The organism is Reinekea forsetii, from assembly GCF_002795845.1.
In the GTDB taxonomy this organism is placed as follows: domain Bacteria; phylum Pseudomonadota; class Gammaproteobacteria; order Pseudomonadales; family Natronospirillaceae; genus Reinekea; species Reinekea forsetii.
Genome location: NZ_CP011797.1, coordinates 2,639,203 through 2,651,243 on the forward strand (window position 1 = coordinate 2,639,203; position 12,041 = coordinate 2,651,243).

The following is a 12,041-nucleotide window of genomic DNA, read 5'->3' on the forward strand; positions in this document are numbered from 1 at the left end:
ATCCGAACAGCAGACTGGGATCGTTTTTTTGGTCCTGCTGAGATCCAGTGTCGGCCAGGACCCGATCACCTCGATAACCGTCCTGCGGCCTAGCCCCATTGCGGCCAGGCCAGAGTTAACGGGCAACACAACCCCACGCCGGGCTGGATTTTTTAACCAATTTATGCTTTCTTTGAGCTTTTGCTTTTGCCAACATTGAGGATTACATGGACATAATTTCCGTCCAAGGGGCTCGTACCCATAACCTAAAAAACATCTCTATCGATATCCCGCGTGACAAACTGGTGGTTATTACCGGTCTGTCGGGCTCTGGTAAATCCTCCTTGGCGTTCGATACTCTCTATGCGGAAGGCCAGCGACGCTATGTCGAGTCGTTGTCGACTTATGCGCGACAGTTTCTATCGATGATGGAAAAACCCGATGTCGATCACATCGAGGGCTTGTCACCGGCAATTTCCATTGAGCAAAAGACCACGAGCCACAATCCGCGCTCAACGGTCGGCACGACCACCGAAATCTACGACTATCTCAGACTCTTATTTGCCCGAGTCGGCGAACCGCGCTGCCCACAGCACGGCGAACCGCTGGAAGCCCAAACCGTCAGCCAAATGGTTGACCAGGTGTTGGCCTTGCCGGCCGGCAGCAAGCTGATGATGCTCGCCCCGCTGATCCGTGATCGTAAGGGCGAGCACCTGCATATTTTTAACGAATTGAAGGCCCAGGGCTTTGTGCGCGTGCGGGTTGACGGCACGATCATGGATCTGGATGAGGTGCCGGCGCTGGACAAGCGCAAGAAGCATTCAATCGAAACCGTGGTCGACCGCTTCAAGGTGCGAGATGACCTGCAGCTGCGTCTGGCGGAATCGTTTGAGACCTGCCTGACCCTATCCGGTGGCATCGCCCAAGTTGCCTGGATGGACGGTGATGGCGAGACGCTGTTATTTTCCAATAAATTTGCCTGTCCGGTCTGCGGTTATTCCATTACCGAACTGGAACCGCGCATGTTTTCTTTCAATAACCCGGCCGGGGCTTGTGAGGAATGCGACGGACTCGGGCTGAAACAATATTTTGATCGCGCGAAAGTGGTTCGGGACACCAGCCTGACCCTCGCTGAAGGCGCGGTATCCGGCTGGGACCGGCGCTCGGTGTACTACTATAGCCAGCTCACGTCCTTGGCGAGTCATTTTAAGGTCGATATCGAAAAGCCGTTCGACAGCTTACCGAAAAAATTCCAGAAGACGGTTTTGGAAGGCAGCGGCGATGTCGAAATTGACTTCAATTATGTCAACAGCCGGGGCGCCATCTACAACCGCAAGCACACCTTTGAAGGCATTATCCCCAATATGGATCGGCGCTACCGCGAGACCGACAGCGGTTCGGTGCGCGAGGAGCTGGGCAAGTTTTTGGCCGAGCAACATTGCCCAAGCTGCAACGGCAGTCGACTCAAAGAAAGCGCGCGCAACGTCTTTATTGACGGCGTAACGCTGCCGGAAATCACCCATATGTCGATCTCCGATGCGGTGCTCTACTATAAAAAGCTTCAGTTGACCGGCAATCGGGCGCAAATCTCCGAAAAAATCATGCGCGAAATCGTTCAACGGCTCACCTTTTTAGAGAACGTCGGACTCGACTACCTTACCCTCAACCGCAGCGCCGACACCCTGTCCGGTGGAGAAACCCAACGCATTCGCTTGGCCAGCCAAATTGGTGCTGGCCTGGTCGGGGTGATGTATATTCTTGACGAACCCTCGATCGGTCTGCATCAGCGCGATAACGATCGCTTACTAAAAACTCTGACCGATCTGCGCGATATGGGCAACTCGGTGATTGTCGTTGAACACGATGAAGACGCCATCAAGATGGCCGATTGGGTCCTCGATATCGGCCCGGGCGCGGGCGTACATGGGGGTGAAATCATCGCCTATGGCACGCCGGAACAGGTTATGAAGAATAAAAACTCACTCACCGGGCAATACTTGAGCGGCAAAAAACGTATCGAAATACCGACCGAGCGCGCGGTAAACGATCCCACCCGGCAGTTGACCGTGCGCGGCGCGACCGGCAACAATCTGCAAAACGTCGATTTGCATATCCCGGTTGGCCTCTTTACCTGCATTACCGGTGTATCCGGTTCGGGCAAGTCCACGCTGATCAACCAGACGCTCTATCCACTGGCTGCTACCGCGCTGAACAATGCCACCACCCTGACGGCCGCACCCTATAAAGCGATCGAAGGCTTGGATTACTATGACAAGGTGGTCGATATAGACCAGAGCCCGATCGGACGCACGCCGCGTTCCAATCCGGCGACCTATACCGGTATTTTCACCGCCATCCGAGATCTCTTCTCCGGCACCCAAGAGGCTCGATCGCGCGGCTATGCACCGGGCCGATTCAGCTTTAACGTTAAGGGAGGGCGCTGTGAGGCCTGCCAGGGCGACGGCCTGATCAAGGTCGAAATGCATTTCCTAGCGGACATCTATGTGCCTTGCGATATTTGCACCGGCAAGCGCTACAACCGTGAAACACTGGAGATTCGATATAAATCGAAAAATATCCACCAAGTCTTGGATATGACCATCGAGGATGCCTTGCTCTTTTTCGAGGCCATCCCAGCTCTTTACCGCAAATTGCAAACCCTGACCGATGTCGGTCTGTCTTACGTCAAGCTGGGCCAAAGCGCGACCACCCTCTCGGGCGGCGAGGCCCAACGCGTTAAGTTGGCGCGCGAACTGTCCAAGCGCGATACCGGCAGCACCCTCTATATTCTCGATGAGCCGACCACCGGTCTGCACTTTCAGGATATTAAGCAACTCTTAGAGGTGTTGCATCGGTTACGCGACAACGGCAATACGGTCGTGGTGATCGAGCATAATCTGGATGTGGTGAAAACCGCCGATTGGGTGATCGATTTGGGTCCTGAAGGCGGCGTGCGCGGCGGTAAGATTGTCGCCAGTGGCACGCCAGAGCAGCTGGCTGTCGATAAGGGCTCGGTCACCGGTAGCTATCTTAAGATTCAATTGGATCGACCTTAGCTAGGCTGGCTGGGCTGCCCCCAAGGGTGGCCTAACCGGTTCACTGCCTGTCCCCTTTATCCTGCTCAGTAGAGCAGGGTAAAGAGTTTGCGCTGGTATTGAGCCGCTAGAGGGTCGCCCTTGCCCAGGCTTTGCAGTAAATCCAACATGGTTTTACGAGCACCCCCGTCGTGAAACTGCTTATCCTTTTGCAACACCTCCAACACCGCCTGCAAGGCATCTTCGACCCGCTCATGCTGGCTATACTGCAGGGCCAAGCTGTATTTCAATTCAAGATTATCCGCATCGGCGGCTAAGGCCTGTTGTAACGCGACGATTTCCGGGCTGTCGGCGGCCTGCAACATCAGATCGAGGCGGGCCTCCAGCGCGACCCAGTATGGGCTTAGGCGTTGTTCCAAGGTCGCCTTAACCAAGACCGTCTGGGCCTCTTTGACGCGTTTTAACTGCAGATAACAATCCGCCATCAGCAAGCCAATATTAAAATCCTCATCACTCAAACTATAGGCGCTATAGGCCAGGGTCAGTGCCTCGTCGAACCGTCCTGCCTGCAACAAAGCTTGAGCTTGTTCGACATCAACCTGCCATGGCGCGGGCAAATGAGTAAGTAAGCGCTCACGAATGACGCGCTCCGATTCACCGCCCATAAAGCCATCGATCGGCTGTCCGTCTTTCACAAAGACCACCGCGGGCAAACTGCGCACACCAAACTGAGCCACCAGCGCCTGCTGTTCGTCGGTGTTGACCTTGCCGAGCAGAAATTGACCGGCGTATTCAAGCGCCAGTTTTTCCAGAATAGGGCTTAGAGCCTTAGAGGGCTCGCTCCATTGGGCCCAAAAATCGAGCACGACCAGCTGCTGTTGCGACTGCTCGACCATAATATGCTGAAAATTATCGGCGGTTACAGCGACAATAGTATTTGTTGTATTCATAGCGACCTCAGGTTTTCACACGCTTTTAATATTGGGGTGAATATAAGGGCCAAATAGACGAGGAACAAGACCTAGGAGCCTTAGAAATCGCCAAGACCGATAAAAAGCCTGATGTCACGGCTTGGCAATGACAAGACCGCGGAGCCTAAGTACCCTGCGCACCGTGGCGATTGAATTAAAACGGTTTTCGACAACCCCTAAGCTGGTGCATCGATTGGCTCACCGGTAAACTAGGTCGTTATTCACTTACACAACCGGAGTTAACCATGAAGCGCGGCGTCATCCTAGCCCTCGCCGTAACCGTGACAGTCGTACTGGCTGGTACCGGCATATTCTGGATCCAATCCCCGGGCTCGGTGGAGTCGAATCCCTCCAATATTGACGTCAGCGCCAGTGAAGCACGAATTTTTAAAACCCTGACTCTGAACAACGGTCTGTCTGTTGTCCTGGTGTCCGATCCCAGTAGCGACAAGGCCGCCGCGGCCCTAAATGTTTTCTCCGGCTCGTGGGCCAATCCTTCCGACATTCCCGGCCTGGCGCATTTTTTGGAACACATGCTGTTTCTCGGGACCGAGAAGTTTCCCGAAGTCGATGGCTATCAAACCTTTATTGAACAGAACGGCGGCAGCGATAACGCCTACACGAGCAACACCAATACCCTCTATCACTTCGACATCAATGGCTTGCAACTGGAGCCCGCGCTCGATCGTTTCGCGCAATTTTTTATTGCACCACTGTTCGATGCGGGCTTTACCGAGCGTGAGCGCAATGCCGTCAATTCCGAGTTCACCGCCTCGTTACAGAATGACGAACGTCGGATTGAAGATGTCATGCGCGAACTAACCGACGCCGGTCATCCGGCATCGCGCTTGGCTATTGGCAACCTGTCTACTCTGACATCGCCGGAGATGACCACTCGATTACGCACCTTCTATCGGCAGCATTATGTCGCGGCCAATATGGCCTTAGCCATATATGGCCCCCAAGATATCAACACCTTGGAGTCTTGGGCCATAGACTACTTTGCCGGTGTTCGGGCCCAGCAAGCGCCAAAGCTCAACTACGATGTGCCGCTGTTTGATCCAGTGCAACTGCCTCTATTGGTCACGATCGAGCCACGCCGCGAGATGCGACGTCTGGAACTGCGCTTTCCCATCCCCGGCACGGCTGGGCAGTTGGCGAGCAAACCCAACCAATACGTCGGCCACCTACTCGGCCATGAATCCACCGGTTCGCTCTTGTCGGTTCTGAAAGCTAAGGGCTGGGCGGAAAACCTGTCCGCCAGCAGCGGCGGTATAACTCATGCCAACACCACCTTTGATGTCCAGATCGACCTCACCCCGGACGGCCTAGCCAATTGGCAAGCGGTCACCGAGCTGCTATTCAGCCATATCGAATTGATTCGTCAGGCCGGGATTCAAGAGTGGATTTTTGACGAGCAGAAAAACATCAATGAGCTGGCCTTTCAATTCGCGGAAAAGGTTGGGCCCAGTTCGACTGCGGTGGCTCTGGCCGAGAATCAGCATTATTATCCGGCGGCCCAGGTGCTCTCGGGTCCCTACCGGTTGGCGGACTTTACGCCAGCGGCGATTGAACAGGTCTTATCGGCCCTAATACCCGACAATGCTCTGGTCATTCTAGTCCGGCCGGACGCCAAAACCCTGGTTAAGAGTCAATATTACCAGACGCCCTATCGCAGCGAACAATTGGCCGGTGCCACCGTTGCCCGATGGCGCACACCGAATCAAGCGCCTGGCTTGGCCTTACCGAATGCTAACCCTTTTGTACCGACCCAGTTCAATGTCCAACCGGCACAAAAGGTCGCCTCTGCACTGTACCGCAGTACACCCCAAATCCTGTTGCAGGACAGCGGTAAAACCCTGTGGTTTGAACAAGATGATGCCTTTTACACGCCCAAGGTCGACATTCACCTGTTGCTGGAAACCAACTACGCCAACGTATCGGCCAGCCAGGCGATGGCCACGGCGCTGTATCTCGATCTGGTCAACGACGCGCTCAATGAGGTTCGCTATGAGGCTGGCCTGGCTGGATCCGGTTATGGCATAGCCTTAGTGGATAATGGCATCCAAGTTCGGCTCTATGGCTATCAGGACAAGTTACACCTATTGCTCGACACCCTTATTCTGGAACTAACCGAGCACCGCATCAGTCCAGAGCGTTTTGCCATCAAAAAAGAGGAAACCCTGCGGGCGCTGCGCAATCGCTCGGAAGATCCGGTGATCAGTCAGATGATCCGCCAACTAAATGAATGGCTCACGGCTAACAGTTTCTCAGTCGCTGAGCAATCGGCAGCTGCGCAGACCTTGACCCCAGATAGTCTGCTGATTGCGCGCAATGAGTGGCTAGCGAGCAGTCGATTGGAACTGTTGGTGCACGGCAATATCCTCGCCGATCAGGCCAAGGTTCTGGCTCAGCGCATCGACAGAATCATCCCCCAGGGCGGCACTCAAGCGGCCGGACGGGCCATCGCCAAGCTGCCGGCGCGCGATTTTTTGGCCCGGGTCAATATTGATCACGCCGATTCAGCCATGCTGGAACTGTATCAGGGCGACAACAGCAGTCTGCGTGAGCGCGCACTCTATGCGCTGTTAGCGGAAACCATGAGCGCGCCCTACTTTGCCGATCTGCGTACCCGCGAACAGCTGGGTTATATAGTCTTAGCACGGGCCTATCCGATAGATGGCCTGCCGGCACTGCTACTTTATGTGCAGTCGCCAAGTACCGACGCGGCCATGGTGCAACTCTATTCGAACCGTTTCTTAAGCCGTTTTGCCCAGCAGTTAGCCAATATGAACGAACTGAGTTTCGAAGCCTACAAGCGGGGCCTGATGACCGGATTGACCGAACCAGACAAAAACCTCTTTGCCTTGAGCAGCCGCTATTGGCAAAACATTCAGGACGGCAACCATAACTTCAATACCCGGGCGCGCATTGCTGCTGAAGTTGAGAAGATCAGTCTGGAAGGTTTTCGACGCTTCTATGATATCCGCATTCTCGGCGACGCGACCCGCTCGCTGACCTTGCATCAGGTCGGCGTGAACATGGCCGACGACTATACCGACCATGCGCAAAACATCGTTGGCAAATATCCGCTGGAACAACCAAAGGCTTGGCCAGACGATATTGAGTGGATCACACCGACCTTCAATAACATTAGCGATTAGGCAGTAGAACCTAGAAGGTAGATGGTAGATGGCGGAAGTAGCAAGTAACAATAGAATTGGGGGCGGGGTTGAACCGCGCCAAAAAAAAGGGCGGCAGATGCGCCCTGGCTCCGACTAGACCGACCGGCTAGACAACTGGCGTTGCCCAACCTATTCGGATATTTAGCGGGCTTACCTGAAGTCTTCTTTCTCTTGCGGCTGAGGATTACGCGGCAATACCACTAGCACGTTCACACCGTTGCCAGTATTGGTCACCTCGACATAGCCGTTCAACATCTGCGCCAAGCGGCGCGTGACCACATAGGTTAGGCCCGGGCCGACTTCCTGACCGTGTTCGATAATAGAGATATACTCGGTCATAATATGCTTCAGTTGATCGGGCTTAAACTGCCGTCCGTCAATGGTGAAGTTAATTCGTAACGAGTCGCCCAAGGCCGCATCCAAATAACCGATTAGGCTGATGTTAAGCGTAGAATCTTCGTTCATGCGGATCAACGACTGCACAATACGTGAGAGCAGATTTTTTAACCAGTTCGGATCGGACATCACCGGCATCTGGTCTTCCGGATTATCCAACTTTAGCTTAACCCCGCGAATCTTACCCAATGAGATCCAGTCATCGACCAATAGATTCAACTCACCGAGGAAGTCGAGTTCCTGATAATTCGGTAACTCGGAGCGCAATTGTAACTGGGCCAAGGCTTGCAAATCCGCGGCGTAACGCTTCATCCCTTCGGCACGAGTGCGGATGACAGCCAAGGTGTCGGCACCCTGGTGGTCGGTCAGTTCTATAATTTCATCCATGGCGTGATCCAATGCGGCGGCCATATTGCGCAGCGAATGATCCTTTTCCTGGGTGGAATTGAGCACGATGCGGCGTAATTCGCTGGCTTTCTTACCGTCGTATTCCAAACGGTCCAATTTCAATTGCTGTTCCTGCACCTGACGCTTGGTGCGGCTGTGGCTTCGATTAGATTCGGCCACCTCCATCTGGCTCTGATTCAGGGCCAACATACTGGTCAGGCCGGCAATGAAAATACCGCCGATTAGGCCCGCCCAGATCAGCGGAATAAACTTATCAAAAGTTATGTAGCCAACTAAGGATCCGACGCCCAGCCAAATAACCAGGCTCGCCAACAATAACTGTTTTAAACGGGTTCGAGGATTCACCCACTGCTCTCCATGTAATAGGTCAACTGAATGACTTTAATCGATTCTTACTTTAACGCGACAGTTTGCCAGATTAGGACACACTTTAGCAGTCACTCTACCAAACGAATGCCTATATGGGCCATGAATATAGAAAAAAGTGATCATTTATACCATCGCGCCACGAAAATTCCGCTCAAACACCCTAAAATGAACCTATGGCCCCGCTTCACACAGCGCAAACGGCTTATTTTTCCCCGCAGCCGGCTAACACCATTGAGTTAAGGATGCGAAGCACCTAGAATAGTGCGAAATTGACCACTTGGACAAGTTAATGACATCTCAACTCCAGACTGCCCGTTTAGCCCTATCACTGATGGATCTTACCTCGCTGAATGATGATGACACGGCAGCGACCATCGGCCAACTTTGTCACCAGGCGCAAACGCCCGAGGGTTCTCCCGCCGCGGTTTGTGTCTATCCGGCCTTTATCAACCCAGCCCGCAAGACCTTGGCACAACTGAAGCTCACCCAGGTCAAGGTCGCCACCGTTACCAATTTCCCACACGGTAATGCCGACCTTGCCAGCGCGCTGGCCGAAACCCGTGCCGCCGTTGCCGCCGGAGCCGATGAGGTCGACCTGGTGTTTCCCTATAGGGCCCTTATGGCCGGCGATGCCGATGTCGGCCGGCAAATGGTCAGCCAATGCAAAGGGGTCTGCGGCCCAGCGGTATTGCTCAAGGTTATTCTCGAAAGCGGTGAGCTGGCCACACCCGAATGGATCCGCCGAGCCGCCGAGCTGGCAATTGAAGCCGGCGCCGACTTTATTAAAACCAGTACCGGCAAGGTCGCCATCAACGCCACGCCAGAAGCCGCTGAGATTATGCTTCAAGCGATCAAAGACAGCGGGCGAGCGGTTGGCTTCAAGGCCGCGGGCGGGGTCCGCAATGTCGCCGATGCCGAGCGCTACCTGAGCCTGGCAGCGCAAATATTGGGCGCCGACTGGGTGACCCCGAAAACCTTCCGCTTCGGCGCCAGCAGCTTGCTGGCCAGCCTGCTCCAGACCCTCGGTCATGCGCCAGCGGCTCAGAACAACGGCGAGGCCGTCAGCCAAGCTAAATCAGATCGCCCCTATTAATACGTTGCCCGGAGTACAGGCCATGTTTTTACCGCAAGAGATTATTCGTAAAAAACGCAATGGGGGCGAGCTGAGTGAGGCCGAGATCCAATGGTTTGTAAACGGTATTCGCGACGAGTACGTGACCGAAGGTCAGATTGGCGCCTTTGCCATGGCCGTCTATTTCAAACATATGACACTGGCCGAACGGGTTGCGCTAACGCTGGCGATGCGCGACTCCGGTAGCGTGATGAGCTGGCCGAACGCCAAAGGGCCAATCGTCGACAAACACAGCACCGGCGGGGTCGGCGATGTCGTTAGCCTGATGCTGGGTCCGATGGTCGCCGCCTGTGGCGGCTATGTGCCGATGATTTCCGGGCGCGGCCTGGGCCATACCGGCGGCACGCTCGATAAGTTTGAGAGCATTCCCGGTTACGACCCCTACCCCAGCCCGGAAAAGTTCAAGCAGATCGTCGATGATATTGGCGTCGCAATTATCGGCCAAACCGGCAATTTGGCCCCCGCGGATAAGCGCTTCTATGGCGTGCGAGATATTACCGCTACGGTTGAAAGCATCGATCTGATCACCGGTTCGATTCTGTCGAAGAAACTCGCCGCCGGCTTGGATGCCCTAGTGATGGACGTCAAGGTTGGTGATGGTGCCTTTATGCCCAGCTATGCCGACAGTAAGGCCCTGGCTGAAAGCATCGTCCAGGTCGCCAATGGCGCCGGCACGGCCACTACCGCTATCCTCACCGATATGAATCAGGTGCTGGCGCGATCCGCCGGCAATGCCCTGGAGGTCCGCGAGGCGGTCGATTATCTCAAGGGTGTGCGCCGCGATCCGGTGTTGCATGAGGTCACCCTGGCGCTCTGTGCAGAAATGCTCTGTGCCGCCAAACTGGCTGATTCTCAAGCGGCGGCGCTCACGATGCTGCAAGACGTCCTCGACAATGGCCAGGCCTTGGCGAAATTCGCGCAGATGGTACATGCCTTGGGCGGCCCGGCCGATTTTGTCGAGCGCATGGACCACTACCTGACCGCCGCGCCCCTGGTGCAGCCGATTTTAGCGACCCGCTCTGGCTTTGTGAGCCATATCAAGACCCGAGAATTGGGCCTGGCTGTGGTACAGTTAGGCGGCGGTCGGTCCCGCGCCGACCAAAAAATTGACCACGCCGTGGGCCTCGACCGGATTGTGAAATTGGGCGAATCGGTTCAAGCCGGCGAGCCATTGCTCTACGTTCATGTGCAGAACGCCGCGCAGTTTAACGCCGTTCAAGAACAGCTACTCAACGCCTTCACCCTAGCGGATCAGGCACCGGAATCGATACCGGCGGTCTATGAGATTATCCGCGCCTAACAGGAGCTTTAAACGCGATGAAACGAGTGCATATTATGGTGCTGGATTCTTTCGGCATCGGGGCGTCGCAAGATGCCGTAAAATTCGGCGATGTGGGCGCCAATACCTTGGGTCATATCGCCCAATATTGCGCACAGGGCAAGGCGGATATTAAACGCTCAGGCCCACTAACGTTGCCCAACCTGACCCGTCTGGGTCTGATCAATGCCGCCACCCAGAGTAGCCAAGGCGAAGTACCACAAGGCATGGCGCAGGCAAACCAGCCTATTGCCAGCTATGGCTATGCCGAAGAGTTATCAAGCGGTAAGGATACGCCCAGCGGCCATTGGGAGATTGCCGGCGTGCCGGTGTTATTCGAATGGGGTTACTTCCACGACAAAACCCAGTCTTTCCCGGACAGCTTGGTGCAAGACTTTATTGACCGCGCCCAAGTCCCCGGCATACTGGGTAACTGCCACGCCTCCGGCACCGAGATATTGAGCGAGCTGGGTGAAGAGCATATGCGCAGCGGCAAACCCATTATCTATACCTCTGGCGACAGCGTGTTCCAAATCGCCTGCCATGAGGACAGCTTCGGGCTCGAGCGGCTCTATGAGCTGTGTGCGATCGCGCGCGAACTGGTCAACGAATACAATATCGGTCGAGTGATTGCCCGACCCTTTATCGGCGCCGATGCGGCACACTTTGAGCGCACTGGTAATCGCAAGGATCTGGCCGTGGCGCCGCCTTCTAAGACCGTGCTGCAAAAGCTGAAAGAGGCGGATGGCGAGGTAATTTCCATCGGCAAGATCGCCGATATCTATGCCCATATCGGCATCACCGAAAAACACAAGGCCAATGGTTTGGCGGCCCTGTTCGACAAGACCTTGGCGGTAATAGACACGGCCGCGGACCGCAGCCTAGTCTTTACCAACTTTGTCGACTTCGATTCCAGTTACGGTCATCGGCGCGATGTCGCCGGCTATGCCGCAGCCCTGGAATACTTCGATACCCGCCTACCCGAACTGCTCAGCGCAGTCGGTCCGGACGACCTGCTGATCTTCACCGCCGATCACGGCTGTGATCCAAGCTGGCCGGGTTCAGACCATACCCGCGAACATATACCCGTGCTGGTGTACTGCAAGAACCGTGAGCCGGTCAACCTGGGCCTGCGCCATTCGTTTGCCGATATAGGCCAGACCGTCGCCGACTATCTGGATCTGGAGGCCATGGACTATGGCACCAGCTTTCTCGGCCAGATGACCCCGCTGTCGGCCTGAGCCCAGA

The 12,041-nt window shown here is 55.2% G+C and carries 7 protein-coding genes; 5 read left to right on the plus strand and 2 right to left on the minus strand.

All coding sequences use genetic code 11. The features are described from left to right. The first annotated feature begins 206 nt into the window (after positions 1 to 206). Positions 207 to 3,035, plus strand: a complete 2,829-nt coding sequence (gene uvrA / locus REIFOR_RS12125; RefSeq protein ID WP_100257810.1) for an excinuclease ABC subunit UvrA — start codon at positions 207 to 209, stop codon at positions 3,033 to 3,035. Positions 3,036 to 3,100: 65 nt separating this feature from the next. Here the strand turns inward: uvrA and REIFOR_RS12130 are convergent, their stop codons facing one another. Next, on the minus strand, positions 3,101 to 3,964 hold the full coding sequence (locus REIFOR_RS12130) for a tetratricopeptide repeat protein (protein ID WP_100257811.1): 864 nt from the start codon (positions 3,962 to 3,964) through the stop codon (positions 3,101 to 3,103). Positions 3,965 to 4,230: 266 nt separating this feature from the next. On the opposite strand from REIFOR_RS12130, the gene REIFOR_RS12135 reads away from it, so the two are divergent. Beyond that, positions 4,231 to 7,149, plus strand: a complete 2,919-nt coding sequence (locus REIFOR_RS12135) for an insulinase family protein (RefSeq protein WP_100257812.1) — start codon at positions 4,231 to 4,233, stop codon at positions 7,147 to 7,149. 171 nt (positions 7,150 to 7,320) lie between these two features. Here the strand turns inward: REIFOR_RS12135 and REIFOR_RS12140 are convergent, their stop codons facing one another. After that, a complete protein-coding gene (locus tag REIFOR_RS12140; RefSeq protein WP_100257813.1) occupies positions 7,321 to 8,319 on the minus strand; it encodes an ATP-binding protein in 999 nt (332 codons plus the stop codon). Positions 8,320 to 8,632: 313 nt separating this feature from the next. On the opposite strand from REIFOR_RS12140, the gene deoC reads away from it, so the two are divergent. Genes deoC through REIFOR_RS12155 form a run of 3 tightly spaced genes read left to right on the plus strand, consistent with a single transcriptional unit; the run spans position 8,633 to position 12,034 of the window. Next, positions 8,633 to 9,436, plus strand: a complete 804-nt coding sequence (gene deoC / locus REIFOR_RS12145; protein ID WP_100257814.1) for a deoxyribose-phosphate aldolase — start codon at positions 8,633 to 8,635, stop codon at positions 9,434 to 9,436. Positions 9,437 to 9,458: 22 nt separating this feature from the next. Next, on the plus strand, positions 9,459 to 10,775 hold the full coding sequence (gene deoA / locus REIFOR_RS12150) for a thymidine phosphorylase (RefSeq protein WP_100257815.1): 1,317 nt from the start codon (positions 9,459 to 9,461) through the stop codon (positions 10,773 to 10,775). A gap of 17 nt (positions 10,776 to 10,792) precedes the next feature. After that, positions 10,793 to 12,034: a phosphopentomutase gene (locus REIFOR_RS12155; RefSeq protein WP_100257816.1), complete on the plus strand. Its 1,242-nt coding sequence runs from the start codon at positions 10,793 to 10,795 to the stop codon at positions 12,032 to 12,034. The last annotated feature ends 7 nt before the right edge of the window (positions 12,035 to 12,041 follow it).

Coding starts and splice junctions, on each gene's coding strand:
- uvrA (WP_100257810.1), top strand. CDS start 207: ATGGACATAATTTCCGTCCAAGGGGCTCGTACCCATAACCTAAAAAAC.
- REIFOR_RS12130 (WP_100257811.1), bottom strand. CDS start 3,964: ATGAATACAACAAATACTATTGTCGCTGTAACCGCCGATAATTTTCAG.
- deoA (WP_100257815.1), top strand. CDS start 9,459: ATGTTTTTACCGCAAGAGATTATTCGTAAAAAACGCAATGGGGGCGAG.
- REIFOR_RS12155 (WP_100257816.1), top strand. CDS start 10,793: ATGAAACGAGTGCATATTATGGTGCTGGATTCTTTCGGCATCGGGGCG.
- REIFOR_RS12135 (WP_100257812.1), top strand. CDS start 4,231: ATGAAGCGCGGCGTCATCCTAGCCCTCGCCGTAACCGTGACAGTCGTA.
- deoC (WP_100257814.1), top strand. CDS start 8,633: ATGACATCTCAACTCCAGACTGCCCGTTTAGCCCTATCACTGATGGAT.